Consider the following 16,999-nt stretch of genomic DNA (forward strand, 5'->3'; position numbering starts at 1 on the left):
ACTGTTATCCCAATAAGCGGTGGATACGCGTTAATCCTGCCACCAGTCGGTCCACTTCTTCATGGGTGTTATACATCGCCAGCGAAGCCCGGCACATTGCCGGCACGCCATACCAGGCCATGAGCGGCATTGCGCAGTGATGCCCCGTTCGTACCGCGATACCGTAATTATCAAGAAAGCTGCCGACGTCGTAAGCATGGTGTTTACCCAGATTAAACGCGATGACGCCCAACCGCTGCGCCGGGCCATATAGCGTGATATCAGGCACCTGCGCCAGTTGCTCCAGCGCATAGCGCATCAGCATCTGCTCATAATCGCCAATCTTATCCAGTCCCAGCGACGTCACATAGTCAATCGCCGCGCCGAGACCGATGATGCCGCCAGTATTCGGCGTTCCCGCCTCAAAACGCCAGGGCGCTTTCGCCCATGTCGTTCCCTGCGTCAGGCTGACGGTCGAGATCATCGACCCGCCCCCTTCCCACGGCGGCATTTCTTGCAGCAACGCCTCTTTAACATACAGAATACCGATGCCGGTCGGCCCGTAAAGTTTATGGCCGGAGAAAACGTAAAAATCGCAGTCCAGCGCCTGGACGTCAACTGCATGGTGCATCACGGCCTGGGCGCCATCCACCAGCACTTTCGCTCCATGCTGGCGCGCCAGCGCAATCATGTCCGGCAGTGGGTTTTCCGTCCCCAGCACATTGGAAACGTGGGTAATGGCCAGCAGTCGGGTTCGGTCATCGAACAGTGCTGCTAAGGTCTCCAGCCGCAGCGTACCGTCAGGATGCAATGGGATCACGCGCAGTTCGGCGCCTTTGCGCTCGCACAGCATCTGCCAGGGAACGATGTTGGCGTGATGCTCCATCTCGCTGATGATAATGTTATCCCCGGCGCGAATATTTTCCGTTCCCCAACTGTTGGCGACAAGGTTAATGCCCTCCGTCGTACCGCGCACGAACACCAGTTCTTCTGCGGAGCGGGCGTTAATAAACCGCGACGCCTGCTTACGCACATTCTCCATGCTTTCGGTCGCCTGCGCGCTTAACGTATGGATACCTCGATGTACCGCAGCATAGCCGTGACGGTAGAAGGCAGATTCAGCATCAATCACCTGATTAGGTTTTTGAGCGCTGGCTGCGCTGTCCAGGTAAGCCAGCGGCAGGCCGTTAACTTCACGCTGCAGTATGGGAAAATCCGCCCGTACTTTTTCTACAGGAAATGTCATACCAGGCCTCCGGGCAGTCGCTGGCCGATTCGCGCCAGCACCTGCTGTTTAAGGGCGCTATCATGGATAGCTTCCGTTAACTCTGCGGCAAACGCGTAAAGAATCATGTGCCGCGCCTCCTGCTGCCTGATGCCGCGTGATTGCAGATAAAACATCTGCTCATCGTCAATACGCCCGATCGTCGCACCGTGGCTGCACTTCACGTCATCGGCATAGATCTCTAATTGCGGTTTGGTATCGACTTCAGCCAGTTTCCCCAACAACAGGTTATTATTGGTCATCTGGCCGTCGGTTTTAATGGCGTGTTGCGCCACGTTAATCAGGCCATTAAAGACCGCGCGTCCTTTGTCGCTGACGATGGTCTTGTGCAACTGGCGGCTGTTACAGTAGCCTTTGTTATGTTCCAGCCATGTCCGCGTATCGCAGACTTCATTTTTCACCGGCATCGCCAGACTATTCAGTCGAAGCGTCGCGTTTTCACCATTCAGTTGTGAGCTGCTGTGGTGACGTAGTACTGCGGCGCCCAGCAGAAAACTGTGGCTAAACGCCGAGGCGTCTGTCGCCAGCAGAAGATCGTTATGCGCAAAGTGATGGCTGGACGTATTTTCAAACGCCAGTTTGAAATGATGCAGTTGCGCATTGTCTGCAACGTTCATCGTCAGACGCGCGCCGGTAAAATGTTTTGCCGCTGTAAGGCTGACATAATGCTCAATAACCGTCGCTTCCGCGCCTTCCGCCAGCGCCAGATGGTGGCGATAATGCGCGGTGTTCAGCTCGTCGCCATCCACGCCCTGCGTGATATGCATTAACAGTAGCGGCCTGGTCGGACGCTGATTTCGCCGGACCTGTATATACGTAACACATTGCGCCAGGCTTTCCGTCAGATGCAGAAAAACCTCGGGATGTACCGGCGCGGTAAGCGTCTGGCGCTCATCCCTGACGCTAACGTCAAATCCGCTGTTTTGCGTGCTATCACTGAGCTCTGGCATAAACCGACCATCGACAAACACCAGCCGCACGGCATCGATTTGCAGCGCCAACGCATCACGCTGTGCGGCGCTGATAGTCGCACACTGCTGGATAAACTGGCTATGGGTTAAGCCCTCCAGCGGCGTGTATTTCCAGTCTTCATGTTTACGCGTCGGCAATCCCAGACGTAACATCTGTTGTAAATGTTGTCTTGCTTGCTCAGTTCGACTTTCTCCTTTTTCTTCAAAGAGATGCTGCCATTGCTGTAGCGCTTTACTGCTGTTCGGTAAGCCAGCCATAACCCTGCTCCTCCAGTTGTTTGACCAGAGTAAAATCGCCGGATCGGACAATTCGCCCCTGATAGAGGACATGGACGTAATCAGGCTTGATGTAGTCCAGTATGCGCTGATAGTGGGTCACGATAATAAAAGCGCGTTTATCGTCGCGTAACGCGTTGACGCCTTCCGCCACAATTTTCAACGCATCGATATCCAGTCCGGAGTCAGACTCATCAAGGATGCACAGTTCCGGCTCCAGCACCGCCATTTGCAAAATATCATTGCGCTTTTTCTCCCCGCCGGAAAAACCGACGTTTACCGAACGGGTCAGTAAATCTTCCGGCATTTTCAGCAATGCGATCTTTTCTTCCATCAGATCCTGAAAATCAAAGCGATCCAACGACGTCTGCCCGCGGTAGGCGCGCACGGCATTCAGCGCGGTTTGCAGGAAAAACTGGTTACTGACACCGGGGATTTCTACCGGGTACTGGAAGGCCATAAAAATCCCTTCGCCCGCCCGTTCCTCCGGCGACAGTTCAAGCAGATCTTTACCTTTGAACGTAACCGAGCCGCCGGTGACCTCATAATCTTCACGTCCAGCCAGAGTGGCGGAGAGCGTGCTTTTCCCGGAACCGTTCGGCCCCATAATGGCATGAACTTCGCCGGGGCGAATCTCCAGATTCAGGCCACGCAAAATCGCTTTTTCTTCCACACTGACCTGTAAATCTTTAATGCTTAACATGGTTTTTCCTTCATCATTAACCGACGCTGTGCTCAAGGCTAATCGCCAGCAGTTTTTGCGCTTCAACGGCGAACTCCAGCGGTAGTTCCGAGAAAACGTCTTTGCAGAAACCGTTGACGATCATCGAAATAGCGTCTTCTTCGCTGATACCGCGTTGCAAACAATAGAAAAGCTGATCTTCACCGATGCGTGATGTTGTCGCTTCGTGCTCCAGCTGCGCGCTGTTATTGCGGCATTCAACATACGGGAACGTATGCGCGCCGCAGTCCGCGCCAATCAACATGGAGTCGCATTGGGTGAAATTTCGGGCGTTGGTCGCCGTCGGCATAATTTTTACCAGCCCACGGTAGCTGTTCTGGCTGTGGCCGGCGGAAATGCCTTTTGAGATAATGGTTGAGCGCGTGTTTTTACCGATATGGATCATTTTGGTGCCGGTGTCAGCCTGCTGATGTCCACTGGTCAGCGCAACGGAATAGAACTCGCCGATAGAATTATCACCGCGCAGAATGCAGCTCGGGTATTTCCAGGTAATCGCCGAACCGGTTTCCGACTGGGTCCACGACATCTTGCTGTTTTCCCCTTCGCACAACGCCCGCTTGGTCACAAAGTTCAGAATGCCGCCCGTATTATTGTCGCCCGGGAACCAGTTTTGTACGGTGGAATATTTTACTTCAGCATCTTTATGGATGATGACTTCCACTACCGCGGCGTGTAGCTGATAACTGTCGCGTACGGGCGCGGAGCAGCCTTCGATATAACTCACATAGCTGCCTTCATCCGCCACCAGAATCGTGCGCTCAAACTGACCGGTTTTCTCAGCGTTAATGCGAAAATAGGTGGATAACTCCATTGGGCAACGCACGCCTTTGGGAACATAGATAAATGTCCCATCGGAAGCGACTGCCGCATTCAGCGCGGCAAAAAAGTTATCGTTCCCCGGCACGACGGTGCCAAGATATTTCCTGACCAGGTCAGGGTGATCGTGTATCGCTTCGCCAAAAGAACAGAAAATAATGCCCTGTTCCGCCAGTTTTTCACGGTATGTGGTCGCTACGGAGACCGAGTCAAAAATCGCATCGACGGCGACCTCTTTCCCTTCGCGAACCGGAACGCCAAGCTGCTCGAAGGCGTCTTCAACCTCTTTACTCAAAAAGGTATTCGCGCCCGTTTGCTGTACGGCTCCCGGCTGGGAAACGCAGTTATCGTCGCAGTTTCCGCATGATGGCGCAGAGTAATAGCTGTAGTCCTGATAGTTCAGTTTATCGTAGTGCGCCTTCAGCCAGTGCGGTTCATCCATGTCCAGCCAGGCTCTATAGGCATTGAGACGAAATTCCAGCATCCACTCAGGTTCGTTACGCTTTGCGGAAATCGCGCGCACCACCTCTTCGCTGATGCCTTTTGCCAGTTCATCAGTGGGTAATTGCGTGAAAAATCCTTCTTTGTAATTAAGGCGTCCGCCTGTCCAGATGCCGACCTCTTCCGTTGCTTCAGTATTACGAGACATAGTACCGCCTATACCCCAAAACTTTCGCCGCAGCCGCATTCATTCTGGGCTTTGGGGTTATGAAATTTAAATAACTGGTTCAGCCCTTCCTGCACGTAATCCACTTCTGTTCCGTCAATAAAAGGCATCGCCTGTAACGGTGCGAAAAGCTTTGCGCCTTCGGCTTCAAAAACCAGATCGTCTTTATCCGGCTCCCGAACGGTATCCAGAACATAGCCAAATCCGGCACATCCCGTCTGTTTTACGCTTAACCGCACGCCCAACATGCCCGGCTGCTTTGCTGCCAGTTCACGTATGTGCGCTGCCGCCGCTGGCGTTAGCGTCAGCCCTTGCCAGGGGAAGTCCTCCGGGTTAAACGTGCCTGAATGCAATTCCATAGAGTTACCTCGCGTTCTAAATCACCAGGATATAACAGCATGTTAGTGATAATGATTATCACTTCAACCCCTTAACCGCAGGGGCTTTCCAACAAATGGTTATATTGAGCGCCTTTTATTAAGCATAGACCCTGTCCGTCAGGTCATACGACAGACAAAAAATCGCTTAACTTTTTGATAAGTAATGATTTATAAGATATTAACCGTTCTGGCAGGTCAAAAACGAAAAGATGTATAGAAAATGACTATTTAATTAATAGGCTGCCGACATTGCCGGGCGGCGAGGTCAGAACCCCATTTTTTGTATGGATACCTGGCGTTGCGCTCTTTATAATCCGCTGCGGTTCTATAACTCAGTTTGAGCTATAGGTTTATGTAAACTCTTTCCGGCATTTCAGGTGCTGAATGAGGCAAGAGGCTTAAAATATGGTTGTTACGCTCGCGTATATCGCACTTTTTTTGGTTTTCTCGTGGGTCATCTTGAGAATTAATCAAAAAAGCGATTCCCTGTCGAAAAGCGTTTTTATCGCTATCTTTTTAGGGGCTGTTATTGGTTTATCCCTGCATTTTATTTCAGCAAATCACACTAAAACTATTATCGAATGGTACAGCATCGTCGGCAATGGTTACGTCCACCTGTTAAAACTGGTCGCTATACCGCTAATTTTTATTTCTATTCTTTCCGCCATCAATAAACTGGAAAATAGCGCCGGCATCGGAAAAATGTCGCTGACGATCGTCGGATGCATGTTATGCCTGGTGATGGTTGCCGGTTTTATTGGATTACTGACCGCTCATGTGCTGGGGCTTGACGCCAGCGCTTTTGTGCACATGCCGTCAATGTTAACTACGGAAGAAGTCAATAAGACTGCCGCGGTGTCGATTCCCCAGTTAGTGACATCGCTGATTCCGACTAATATTTTTCTTGATCTTACGGGGGCCAGAAGTGTTTCCGTTATCGGCATCGTTATCTTCACGCTAATAGCGGGGATCGCCCTGTTAAAGGTCAAAAAAGAGGCGCCGGAAGAAGGTCAGAAATTAAGCGCAGGCATTAACGCTATTCAGATATGGGTCATGAAGATGGTACGTATCGTTATTGCATTAACGCCCTATGGCGTCATGGCATTAATGACTACCGTATTTTCATCATACCACTTTGAACAATTCGCCAGCTTACTTGGTTTTATCGGCGCCTGTTACATCGCGATTTTCATGATGTTTATCGTGCATGCCATTTTGCTGATCCTCAGCGGTAATAATCCAGCGCGTTATTTCAGAATGGTCTGGCCCGTCTTAACCTTTGCGTTTGTTTCCCGCAGCAGCGCAGCCTCTATCCCGCTGGCCATTTCCGCCCAGGAAAAATTTGGCGTACAAAGCACCATTGCCAATATTTCCGCCTCGTTTGGCTCCAGTATGGGGCAAAATGGCTGCGCCGGGATTTATCCGGCTATTATGGTAGCGATGATTGCGCCCACCATCGGCATTGATCCGCTCTCGCTGCATTTTCTGGCCGCGATGTTGCCTGCCATTGCGCTAGGGTCTATTGGCGTAGCCGGCGTCGGCGGCGGCGGTACGTTCGCGGCGCTGATTGTCCTGTCGACGTTGAATTTTCCCGTTGCGCTGGTCGGTATTTTTATTGCCATCGAACCTATCGTTGATATGGCCCGCACGGCTCTGAACGTTAACGGATCGATGATGTCAGGTGTGCTGGCTAACCGTATTTTGAATAATCATACGGCTGACGACATGCCGGCGGTTATTGGCAGACCTTAGTTTTTTACGCGCCCGGAAAAGAAAAACCCTTAAGTCTGTTCAATACAGGCTTAAGGGTTCCGGCCCCATCCGGCGCTTATCTCCGGCACTCTTAATGGCTTAGCTCTTGAAGGGACATAAGAATAATCTCATAAAGAGAGCGCGCCTTTTTAGCACAAATGGCGATCTGTATTTTTTTTAAACAAAATCAAGGGGGTTATCTATTACCGGGGGACAGTGTCTGGTGAGATTGCCTGGTAACATAGCCGGATGGCGGCTATCGCCTTATCCGGCCTACACAGACTTTATTAATGCACGCCCAACCGCCAGGCGAAATAGATCTCTTCTTTCAGTTCGGTTGCAGATAGGGTGAGGAGATCGGCAAACTCTAACTCCAGCTGTTTTAAACGCTTCAAATACTGCGCGGGAGAAAGTTCGGTTTTATCACGGCGTAAAAATTCAATCGCCAGTTGGGTTGGGTCTAAATCAGTAGACATATCATCCTCGCTTATGTGTAAACGTGCACAGTATATCACCTTTTTCTGCACACATTTTGACCAAAAGCAATATGCATCACACTTTTATGGTGACAACGTCACACAATCGCCGTAGTAAGGCGCGAAGAACAGCACAGACGTCCCTGTTCATCAAAGATCTCTATCTGCCAGACCTGATGGCGAGCCCCGGTATGCAACGCTTTACAGACGCCTCGTACGCGCCCCTGACGCGCCGACCGTACATGGTTGGCATTCACCTCCAGCCCCACCACCTTTTGCTCCCCCTGCGTACACAGATAACCTGCGACCGAGCCGATACTTTCCGCCAGCACCACAGACGCTCCGCCATGCAGCAAGCCGAACGGCTGTTTGGTGCGATGATCGACGGGCATTGTCGCTTCCAGCGTATCGTCCCCAATACGCTCAAAGCGGATATCAAGCAGGCCAACCATATTCCCTTCCCCCATCGCATTAAGCGCATCGAGGGTCACTTCACGTTTCCAGATCAACCTATAATCTCCAGTAATGCCTGCAACGGGTGACGCACGCCCGTACCTTCAATGCGTTTAACCTGGCTTCGGCAGGAATAGCCGGTTGCCAGGCAGCGATTTCGCGGTAGACGTTGCATCGCCTGGTGCCAGGATAGCTCATAAATTCCCAGCGAATTTTTATGATTGGTGAGTTCATGTCCATAAGTGCCCGCCATACCGCAGCAGCCTACGCTGACATTTTCCAGCTTCGCGCCAAAATGGGCAAAGATGGCGGCCCACTGCGCAGGCGCGCCGGGTAAAGCCGTGACTTCCGTACAATGACCAAAAAAGTACCACGGTTCGCCGCTCACCTCGACGGACAGTCTTGCATTTATTTCCTGCGCCAGCCATTCATTCACCAGCAACACATGAAAATCGCCGCGCTGTTCGCCCAGCGCCAGTTTGTATTCGTCGCGATAACACAGAACCAGCGCCGGATCGACGCCCACCATCGGCATCCCCAACGCGGCGATCCGATTAAGGAACTCAGAGGTTTTTTTCGCCGTTTTCGCAAAGCGATTAAGAAAACCTTTAATATGCTGCGCCTTACCATTCGGCGAGAACGGTAACAATACCGGCCTCCTGCCCAGCTTTTCCGCCAGGCGGATAAAGTCCGCCACGACCCGGGCGTCGTAGTAGCTGGTAAACGGATCCTGAACCACCAGTACCGTTTTTGCTTTTTGCTCGGCGCTCATGCGCTCCAGTTGCTCAAGCGTCATATTAGCGGACGGATGGCCCACCAGTTGCTGTTGCAATGAAGGGGCAGAAAGCAGAGGTAAATCCACCATACCGATATGTTTTTTCGCCAGATTGCGAACCACCGGTTGGTTAATAAAAAAGTTAAAGGTCTTTGGCGCACGCGCCATCAGCGGCGCGTAGGTCTCGACCGTCGCCACCAGATGATCGCGTACCGGACGCAGATAACGCGTATGGTAAAGCTGTAAGAAACGCGAACGAAACTCCGGAACATCGATTTTAATCGGACATTGGGTCGTACAGGCTTTACATGCCAGACAGCCGGACATGGCCTCTTTAACTTCATGGGAAAAGTCATACTCGCCTTTGCGTTTGTGCCCACTATTCCGGGTGCGGGCAATCAGCGTGCGTAAGCTGGCGCGTTTTTCCGGCAACTCCTTTTCCAGCTTCAGCGGATCGACGCCGCGATCGGCCAATAGACGGAGCCATTCCCGTACCAGCGTCGCCCGCCCTTTCGGCGAGTGGATCCGGTTAAGGCTAATTTTCATCGACGGGCACATCGGGCTTTTCGCATCGAAATTAAAGCACAGGCCGTTACCATTACACTCCATAGCGCCGCGCCAGGTCTGCCGTACCGCCAGCGGGATTTGCCGATCCCATGTGCCGCGTTTTACCGCATCCACCTTCATCATCGGCGCCTCTATCCCCTGCGGCGGACAGATTTTACCCGGGTTAAGTCGATTATGCGGATCAAAAGCCGCTTTTATTTTGCGCAGCTCGCCATACAGGACTTCGCCGAAAAAGGCCGGGCTGTATTCCGCACGAAAACCTTTTCCATGCTCGCCCCACAACAGCCCGCCGTATCTGGCGGTCAGCGCGACGACCTCATCGGAGATCTGTTTCATCAACAGTTCCTGCTGCGGATCGCACATATCCAGCGCCGGACGCACATGCAGCACCCCGGCATCCACGTGGCCGAACATGCCGTAACTTAAGCCATGACCATCCAGCAGGGCGCGAAATTCGGCGATGTAATCGGCCAGATGTTCAGGCGGCACGCAGGTATCTTCCGCAAAAGGAATCGGTTTGGCAGCGCCTTTCGCATTACCCAGCAGCCCTACCGCTTTTTTACGCATCGCGTAAATACGCTCAATACCCGTCAAATCGGTACAAAGTTGCCAGCCGATCACGCCCGCTTCCGCACGCGCCATCAGGCCATCCAGCCGGTGGCATAGCGCCTCGACCTGTCCGTCAATAAGCGCTTCATCGTCACCCGCGAATTCCACGATATTCAGGCCAAGCATCTCTTTATCCGGCACATCGGTAATCAATTCGCTAACGGAGTGCCAGACAATATCTTCCCGCGCGAGGTTAAGGACTTTGGAATCGACCGTCTCGACGGATAAGGCGCGCGCATCAACCATAAAAGGGGCGTTACGCAGCGCGGAATCAAAGGAGTCGTATTTTACATTCACCAGACGGCGGACTTTGGGTATCGGGGTAATATCCAGCCGGGCTTCAGTAATAAACGCCAGCGTCCCTTCCGACCCCGTTAAGATGCGGGTAAGATCGAAGCGGGTCATGTCATCGTTAAAGACGTGGCGTAAATCGTAGCCTGTCAGGAAGCGATTGAGCTTTGGAAAGCTATCGAGGATAAGTTGACGGTTTTCCAGGCAGGACTGATAGACGGTCTGATAGATGCGGCCTGGCATCGTCGTGTTTTCACCCAGCGTCCGGGCAAGCTCTACGGGCATCGATTGCGTGTCAAGGATATCGCCCCCCAACAATACGGCCCGTATGCCTAAGACGTGATCTGACGTTTTCCCATAGACCAGCGAACCCTGACCAGAGGCATCGGTATTAATCATACCGCCAAGCGTGGCGCGATTACTGGTGGAAAGTTCCGGCGCAAAAAAATAGCCATACGGCTTTAACGCCTGATTAAGCTGATCTTTTATCACTCCCGCCTCTACCCGCACCCATCCCTCTTCAGGATTAATTTCAATAATGCGGTTCATATAGCGGGACATATCAACAATAATGCCCTGGTTTAGCGCCTGGCCATTCGTGCCAGTACCGCCGCCTCGAGGGGTAAATATCAGCGACGTAAAGCGCGGCTCCGCCGCCAGACGGGCAAGAAGCGCGACATCCGCCGTAGAACGGGGAAACACAACAGCATCGGGAAGAAGCTGGTAGATACTGTTATCGGTCGACATTGTCAGACGGTCGGCATAGCTGGTTGCCGTATCGCCCGTAAACCCTTGCTGCTCCAGCGCCTGCAAAAAATTGAGCACCAGCTGAACGACGCCGGGTGCCTGAGAAATTTGTGGAATCATTATATTGACCTTTTCCTGCGGTCTATGTTGTGAACGGTGGCGCCCAACCCGGCGAGCGCGAGCGGTCTACGCACAGGAAGGGATGCTTAATCGTTTGCGTGTTGCGTTATTTGTTGTATCACATTTTTTTCCTGTGCGCCCAACAGAATTACATGCAGAATCGGCCTGTTAAAAACCGCTGAAATTGCTCATCATTATAGGGTGTGGTTTGCATGTTCACGTCGCGCCAACGTTCTGGCGCAAAGACAAAGGTGAAAAGTATTTATGGTAAATGTTCGTCAGCCCAGGGATATTGCGCAAGTGCTGCTATCGGTGCTGTTTTTAGCCATCATGATTGTGGCCTGTTTGTGGATAGTACAGCCTTTTATTTTGGGGTTTGCATGGGCAGGTACGATTGTTATCGCGACCTGGCCCGTTTTGCTGAAATTACAAAAAATATTGTGGGGCCGCCGCTCGCTTGCCGTACTGGTCATGACGCTGCTGTTAGTGCTGCTCTTCGTTATTCCCGTCGCCTTGCTGGTGAACAGCATTGTCGATGGTAGCGGCCCGCTCATCCATGCAGTGACCGGCGGCGATATGACGCTACCCGATCTGGCATGGTTAAATAATATTCCGTTAGTTGGCGCCAAACTGTATGCCGGATGGCATAGCCTGCTGGATATGGGCGGTAGCGCTATTATGGCGAAAGTACGGCCTTATATCGGCACAACCACGACCTGGTTTGTCGGTCAGGCGGCGCATATCGGACGCTTTATGATGCACTGCGCCCTGATGCTGTTGTTTAGCGCCCTGCTTTACTGGCGCGGCGAACAAGTGGCGATGGGAATACGCCATTTTGCCTGTCGTCTCGCGGCTAAACGCGGCGATGCGGCGGTTCTGCTGGCTGCCCAGGCGATCCGCGCCGTGGCGCTTGGCGTGGTGGTCACCGCGCTGGTACAGGCGGTACTTGGCGGCGTCGGGCTGGCGATTTCCGGCGTGCCTTACGCTACTCTGTTGACGGTAGTGATGATCCTTTCGTGTCTGGTTCAGTTGGGGCCGTTGCCGGTATTGATTCCAGCCATTATCTGGCTTTACTGGACAGGCGACACCACCTGGGGCACCGTGCTGCTGGTTTGGAGCGCCGTCGTCGGCACTCTGGATAACGTGATTCGCCCGGTACTCATCCGCATGGGCGCCGATTTACCGCTGCTTCTGATCCTTTCCGGGGTAATCGGCGGCCTGATTGCATTCGGTATGATTGGTCTGTTTATTGGACCGGTGCTTCTGGCCGTGACCTGGCGTTTGTTCTCCGCATGGGTACATGAAGTTCCGGCGCCGACGAATGAACCAGAGGAGATCCTTGAAGAGCTGGATGACATCGAGGAAGCCAACAAGCAGTCATAATCCCGTCGGGCGGTATTGCCGCCCGATGCTTTAGCGACGTTTATCAATTCAACGCACACCCCATTTTGATTCGCCCGTCTGTTCCCCGCCGCATCTCATTTCTGTCGCAAATCCGTTACAGTTTTTAAACTATTGAGACGAATCTGATCGACGCAAAAAGTGCTCATGCCTACTATTAGCACACGGTTATAAATCAACACATTGATTTATAAGCATGGAAATCCCCTGAGTGAAACAACGAATTGCTGTGTGTAGTCTTTGCCCGTCTCCTACGATGGGCTTTTTTTTTTAACTTTTTTCGCTGCATTGTTACATAAGCCAGCTCCCGTTTCCCTTCAACACCGCGATATCTGCAACGAACAAATAATATTGCACAAAATAGTGTGATTCTGTTCAAGTCGAAACGGTGTCGGTGGTGCTATTTATAGCATCACTTTTTTCATATAAAAGCCTAAAAAATGATGAACGCGTTAGAACTACAAGCACTACGGCGTATTTTTGATATGACGATTGAAGAATGCACAATCTATATCACCCAGGATAATAATTCGGCAACCTGGCAACGATGGGAAGCTGGCGACACTCCCATCTCTCCAGAAATCATTGCCAGGCTAAAGGAAATGAAAGCCAAGAGACAGCGACGAATTAACGCCATTGTTGACAAAATAAATAACCGCATCGGCAATAATACAATGCGTTACTTCCCTGATTTATCTTCTTTTCAGTCCATTTATACAGAGGGGGATTTTATCGAGTGGAAAATTTATCAATCTGTTGCTGCCGAACTTTTCGCACATGATCTGGAGCGGCTGTGTTAGACGTAAACTTTATCGCCGCATCGTATTGATACCGGATAGAAAACCACACAATCACGACATTGACTTGTCACCCTATCCAATATGCTTCCTGCCTGTGTATACCACTGTAACGTTCAGGCGGCATCTCTGAGTCAGATAATATGAAAAATCGTTATTTCCCTACCGCTGTAGGGTTGTATTTTAATTACTTTGTACATGGCATGGGGGTTATCCTGATGAGCCTGAACATGTCATCGCTTGAACAGCAATGGCATACCAGTGCCGCAGGCGTATCTATTGTGATCTCTTCGCTTGGTATTGGCCGGCTAAGCGTTTTGTTAATCGCCGGTATGCTTTCCGATCGCTTTGGTCGCCGTCCTTTTATCATTCTGGGGACCGCCTGTTACCTGATTTTTTTCATTGGCATTCTTTATGCTCAGACGATTTTTGTCGCTTATGCCTGTGGCTTTTTAGCGGGTATGGCCAATAGTTTTTTGGATGCAGGTACCTATCCCAGTTTGATGGAAGCCTTCCCTCGCTCCCCCAGTACGGCAAATATTCTGATCAAAGCATTTGTCTCTGGCGGGCAATTCTTGTTGCCCATTATTATCAGCTTATTAGTCTGGGCTAATATGTGGTTTGGCTGGTCCTTCCTGCTTGCCGGGGCGATCATGCTTATTAATGCTCTGTTTTTATTACGCTGCCCTTTTCCACCCTATCCTGGTCGGATATTGAAGCCCAAAATCTCGCAAGCGCCTGTCACAGGCGTACATCATTGCTCCCTCATCGATCTTATCAGCTACACCCTTTATGGCTATATCTCGATGGCAACCTTTTATCTTATCAGCCAGTGGCTGGCGCAGTATGGACAGTTCGTCGCAGGAATGTCGTATACTCAATCCATCAAACTGTTAAGTATTTATACCTGCGGATCGCTACTGTGCGTTTTTATTACTGCCCCGCTGGTCAGAAAAACAATTCGCTCTACCACATTATTGATGTTTTATACCTTTATCTCTTTTATTGCGCTTCTGACGGTCTGCCTGCATCCTCAGGCCTATGTTGTTATGATCTTCGCATTCGTCATTGGATTCTCTTCCGCCGGTGGCGTAGTACAAATCGGCCTGACGCTGATGGCGGCCCGTTTTCCACAGGAGAAAGGTAAAGCGACCGGCATTTATTACAGCGCCGGCAGTATCGCGACGTTCACTATTCCGTTGATCACAGCGCGGATTTCAGAAATGAGCATTGCACATATTATGTGGTTTGATACCGGTATCGCCGCAGCGGGATTTCTCCTCGCACTGTTCATCGGTTACCGAAGTCGGGCTGAATCACAACATCACGCTGAAGCAGCGTCAACTGCGCAATAAATGTTAGCGTGCCAACTGCAATATTATTGCCTTGCTATGCAAAATAAAACGTTAGCCATTATCACCGGGAAACAAAAAATGTAATTTTCGTGTTAATTATTATTCATTATCTTCACACTTATCAGAAAAATTGCGATGAGCATCACGAGTTATATGTGTTAAACAACAAATTCGCAGCAATTTTTATATTTCCTGACTAACAAATGAAATGCTATCAATGCAATAAACCTGGCATTTTAAACGCCATGTTATGTACATATAACGACAGTACCGACTTATAGTGTTACTGAACAATCGCTGCATGTAGTAAAGCAGTAATAAGCAGGACATTGAATCAAACCATCAGCAAGGAGCTGTGAACAAATGTCTCAGAACAAGGCTCGCAACATGCCATATTTGCTGGCTGTTATCTGCATTTATTTTAGTTATTTTCTCCACGGCATGAGTGTTATTACACTAGCCCAGAACATGACCTCCCTTGCACAGAAATTCTCCACGGATAGTGCCGGTATTGCCTATTTAATCTCTGGCATTGGTCTTGGTCGTCTGGTCAGTATTTTATTCTTTGGCGTACTGTCCGATAAATTTGGCCGTCGGGCAATAATACTGCTTGGCGCCGTACTATATATGCTGTTTTTCTTCGGTATTCCCGCCAGTCCTAACCTGATGATCGCTTTCATATTAGCGGTGTGTGTCGGCGTGGCGAACTCCGCGCTGGATACCGGCGGATACCCTGCATTAATGGAGTGTTTTCCCAAAGCATCGGGCTCGGCAGTTATTCTGGTTAAAGCGATGGTCTCTTTTGGGCAAATGATTTATCCCCTTATTGTCAGCGCCTTGTTAGTCAACCATATCTGGTACGGCTACGCGGTGGTAATCCCCGGTATCCTTTTCGTCCTCATCACGCTGATGCTGTTGAAAAGCCGTTTTCCCAGCCAACTTGTCGATGCCAGTATTGCGAAAGAATTACCCCAGATGAACAGTACTCCCCTCGTCTGGCTGGAAGGCGTAGCTTCCGTTTTATTTGGCGTCGCCGCGTTCTCAACCTTCTATGTGATTGTGGTCTGGATGCCTAAATATGCGATGGCCTTCGCCGGAATGGCGGAATCCGACGCGCTGAAAACTATCTCTTATTACAGTATGGGATCGTTGGTTTGCGTGTTTATTTTTGCCGCATTGCTGAAAAAAATGGTTCGCCCCATCTGGGCCAATGTTTTCAATGCCGGGCTGGCGACACTCACCGCTGCGGCAATTTACCTGTATCCCTCTCCACTGATCTGTAATGCTGGCGCCTTCGTGATTGGTTTTTCCGCTGCTGGAGGTATTTTACAATTAGGCGTATCGGTAATGTCGGAATTTTTCCCTAAGAGTAAAGCTAAAGTCACCAGTATATATATGATGATGGGGGGCGTTGCTAACTTTCTTATCCCACTGATTACCGGTTATCTCTCTACTATTGGCCTGCAATATATCATTTTGTTAGATTTTGCCTTTGCACTACTGACATTTATCACCGCCATTATTGTATTTATTCGCTATTATCGCGTATTTAAGATCCCGCAAAACGATGTCCGATTTGGCGAGCGTTATTTCCAGTAAAAATGTTAACTATGCGCAACAGGCATGCGCCCTGCTCTGCACTGTCCACTTATTAAGGAGTATAAAATGGATGTTACTGCAAAATATGAATTAATTGGTCTTATGGCGTATCCTATCCGTCATAGTTTATCGCCCGAAATGCAAAACAAAGCGTTAGAAAAAGCGGGGCTACCGTATACCTATATGGCTTTCGAAGTGGATAACACGACGTTTGCCAGCGCCATTGAAGGACTGAAAGCATTAAAAATGCGCGGTACGGGCGTCTCCATGCCAAACAAACAGCTCGCGTGTGAGTATGTTGATGAATTAACGCCAGCAGCAAAACTGGTTGGCGCTATCAACACCATTGTTAACGATGACGGCTATCTACGCGGCTACAACACGGATGGTACGGGCCATATTCGGGCAATTAAAGAAAGCGGTTTCGATATTCGGGGAAAAACCATGGTGCTGCTCGGCGCGGGAGGCGCGGCTACCGCCATTGGCGCCCAGGCAGCCATTGAAGGCATTAAGGAAATTAAACTGTTTAACCGTAAAGATGACTTTTTCGAAAAAGCGGTTGCCTTTGCGAAGCGGGTGAATGAAAACACCGATTGCGTCGTTACCGTCACCGATCTTGCCGATCAGCACGCTTTTACTGAAGCGCTTGCCAGCGCAGATATTCTGACGAACGGCACCAAAGTTGGCATGAAACCATTGGAGAACGAATCCCTGATCGGCGATGTTTCCCTGCTCCGCCCTGAATTGCTGGTCACCGAATGTGTTTATAATCCGCATATGACAAAGTTATTGCAGCAGGCGCAACAAGCTGGTTGCAAAACAATTGATGGTTACGGCATGTTGTTATGGCAAGGAGCCGAACAGTTTGAACTGTGGACAGGAAAAGCATTTCCATTGGACTATGTGAAGCAGGTGATGGGATTCACAGCCTGACCGGTAAA

14 protein-coding genes and 1 other RNA gene are annotated in these 16,999 nt (G+C 50.5%); 7 read left to right on the plus strand and 8 right to left on the minus strand.

What is annotated here, in order from left to right; genetic code table 11:
- Positions 1–4: 4 nt before the first annotated feature.
- The 5 genes from sufS to sufA are packed head-to-tail and all read right to left on the minus strand — an operon-like array spanning position 5 to position 5,095.
- A complete protein-coding gene (sufS, locus tag ACLJQD_RS17750; protein WP_000143859.1) occupies positions 5–1,225 on the minus strand; it encodes a cysteine desulfurase SufS in 1,221 nt (406 codons plus the stop codon).
- Positions 1,222–2,493 carry a Fe-S cluster assembly protein SufD gene (gene sufD, locus ACLJQD_RS17755; protein WP_017441004.1) on the minus strand — a complete coding sequence of 424 codons (1,272 nt, stop codon included), beginning with the start codon at positions 2,491–2,493 and terminating at the stop codon, positions 1,222–1,224. The genes sufS and sufD overlap by 4 nt, the downstream gene beginning before the upstream one ends.
- Positions 2,468–3,214 (minus strand): Fe-S cluster assembly ATPase SufC, encoded by a 747-nt coding sequence (gene sufC / locus ACLJQD_RS17760; protein ID WP_000948904.1) that lies wholly within the window; start codon positions 3,212–3,214, stop codon positions 2,468–2,470. The genes sufD and sufC overlap by 26 nt, the downstream gene beginning before the upstream one ends.
- A gap of 16 nt (positions 3,215–3,230) precedes the next feature.
- Positions 3,231–4,718, minus strand: a complete 1,488-nt coding sequence (gene sufB, locus ACLJQD_RS17765) for a Fe-S cluster assembly protein SufB (RefSeq protein WP_000089375.1) — start codon at positions 4,716–4,718, stop codon at positions 3,231–3,233.
- An 8-nt stretch (positions 4,719–4,726) separates the two neighbouring features.
- Entirely contained in the window at positions 4,727–5,095 is a 369-nt protein-coding gene (gene sufA, locus ACLJQD_RS17770) for a Fe-S cluster assembly scaffold SufA (RefSeq protein WP_000418973.1), read from the minus strand.
- Between the two features lie 426 nt (positions 5,096–5,521).
- Between sufA and ACLJQD_RS17775 the strand changes: the two genes are divergently transcribed.
- On the plus strand, positions 5,522–6,868 hold the full coding sequence (locus ACLJQD_RS17775) for an L-cystine transporter (RefSeq protein WP_017441003.1): 1,347 nt from the start codon (positions 5,522–5,524) through the stop codon (positions 6,866–6,868).
- A gap of 287 nt (positions 6,869–7,155) precedes the next feature.
- Here ACLJQD_RS17775 and ACLJQD_RS17780 read toward each other — a convergent pair whose 3' ends face one another.
- The 3 genes from ACLJQD_RS17780 to ACLJQD_RS17790 form a co-directional block, all read right to left on the minus strand.
- Entirely contained in the window at positions 7,156–7,344 is a 189-nt protein-coding gene (locus ACLJQD_RS17780) for a YdiH family protein (protein ID WP_001537749.1), read from the minus strand.
- A 98-nt stretch (positions 7,345–7,442) separates the two neighbouring features.
- Positions 7,443–7,853, minus strand: a complete 411-nt coding sequence (gene menI, locus ACLJQD_RS17785; protein WP_000637930.1) for a 1,4-dihydroxy-2-naphthoyl-CoA hydrolase — start codon at positions 7,851–7,853, stop codon at positions 7,443–7,445.
- On the minus strand, positions 7,850–10,906 hold the full coding sequence (locus ACLJQD_RS17790) for an FAD-binding and (Fe-S)-binding domain-containing protein (protein ID WP_410967628.1): 3,057 nt from the start codon (positions 10,904–10,906) through the stop codon (positions 7,850–7,852). The genes menI and ACLJQD_RS17790 overlap by 4 nt, the downstream gene beginning before the upstream one ends.
- Positions 10,907–11,170: 264 nt before the next feature.
- Between ACLJQD_RS17790 and ydiK the strand changes: the two genes are divergently transcribed.
- From ydiK to ydiB, 6 genes are all read left to right on the plus strand, one after another.
- The gene (ydiK, locus tag ACLJQD_RS17795; RefSeq protein WP_000248615.1) at positions 11,171–12,289 is read left to right on the plus strand and encodes an AI-2E family transporter YdiK; all 1,119 of its coding nucleotides are present in this window, start codon (positions 11,171–11,173) and stop codon (positions 12,287–12,289) included.
- Between the two features lie 182 nt (positions 12,290–12,471).
- Positions 12,472–12,579: antisense sRNA RprA (gene rprA / locus ACLJQD_RS17800), an RNA gene on the plus strand.
- A gap of 168 nt (positions 12,580–12,747) precedes the next feature.
- Positions 12,748–13,107, plus strand: coding sequence for a YdiL family protein (locus ACLJQD_RS17805; protein WP_000980454.1), 360 nt, complete (start codon positions 12,748–12,750; stop codon positions 13,105–13,107).
- A gap of 140 nt (positions 13,108–13,247) precedes the next feature.
- Positions 13,248–14,459 (plus strand): MFS transporter, encoded by a 1,212-nt coding sequence (locus tag ACLJQD_RS17810; RefSeq protein WP_000797669.1) that lies wholly within the window; start codon positions 13,248–13,250, stop codon positions 14,457–14,459.
- 363 nt (positions 14,460–14,822) lie between these two features.
- Complete coding sequence (locus tag ACLJQD_RS17815) at positions 14,823–16,058, plus strand: MFS transporter (RefSeq protein WP_000081211.1); 1,236 nt, start codon at positions 14,823–14,825, stop codon at positions 16,056–16,058.
- Between the two features lie 66 nt (positions 16,059–16,124).
- On the plus strand, positions 16,125–16,991 hold the full coding sequence (gene ydiB / locus ACLJQD_RS17820) for a quinate/shikimate dehydrogenase (protein WP_000383488.1): 867 nt from the start codon (positions 16,125–16,127) through the stop codon (positions 16,989–16,991).
- The last annotated feature ends 8 nt before the right edge of the window (positions 16,992–16,999 follow it).

This window comes from Salmonella sp. SAL04214 (assembly GCF_046550615.1).
GTDB lineage: Bacteria > Pseudomonadota > Gammaproteobacteria > Enterobacterales > Enterobacteriaceae > Salmonella > Salmonella enterica.

Bases quoted from the DNA above. Each gene is read 5' to 3' on its own strand.
- ydiB (WP_000383488.1), top strand. From the start codon at position 16,125: ATGGATGTTACTGCAAAATATGAATTAATTGGTCTTATGGCGTATCCT.
- ACLJQD_RS17805 (WP_000980454.1), top strand. From the start codon at position 12,748: ATGATGAACGCGTTAGAACTACAAGCACTACGGCGTATTTTTGATATG.
- sufB (WP_000089375.1), bottom strand. From the start codon at position 4,718: ATGTCTCGTAATACTGAAGCAACGGAAGAGGTCGGCATCTGGACAGGC.
- sufS (WP_000143859.1), bottom strand. From the start codon at position 1,225: ATGACATTTCCTGTAGAAAAAGTACGGGCGGATTTTCCCATACTGCAG.
- ACLJQD_RS17790 (WP_410967628.1), bottom strand. From the start codon at position 10,906: ATGATTCCACAAATTTCTCAGGCACCCGGCGTCGTTCAGCTGGTGCTC.
- ACLJQD_RS17810 (WP_000797669.1), top strand. From the start codon at position 13,248: ATGAAAAATCGTTATTTCCCTACCGCTGTAGGGTTGTATTTTAATTAC.
- ACLJQD_RS17780 (WP_001537749.1), bottom strand. From the start codon at position 7,344: ATGTCTACTGATTTAGACCCAACCCAACTGGCGATTGAATTTTTACGC.
- sufC (WP_000948904.1), bottom strand. From the start codon at position 3,214: ATGTTAAGCATTAAAGATTTACAGGTCAGTGTGGAAGAAAAAGCGATT.
- ACLJQD_RS17775 (WP_017441003.1), top strand. From the start codon at position 5,522: ATGGTTGTTACGCTCGCGTATATCGCACTTTTTTTGGTTTTCTCGTGG.
- ydiK (WP_000248615.1), top strand. From the start codon at position 11,171: ATGGTAAATGTTCGTCAGCCCAGGGATATTGCGCAAGTGCTGCTATCG.
- sufA (WP_000418973.1), bottom strand. From the start codon at position 5,095: ATGGAATTGCATTCAGGCACGTTTAACCCGGAGGACTTCCCCTGGCAA.
- ACLJQD_RS17815 (WP_000081211.1), top strand. From the start codon at position 14,823: ATGTCTCAGAACAAGGCTCGCAACATGCCATATTTGCTGGCTGTTATC.
- sufD (WP_017441004.1), bottom strand. From the start codon at position 2,493: ATGGCTGGCTTACCGAACAGCAGTAAAGCGCTACAGCAATGGCAGCAT.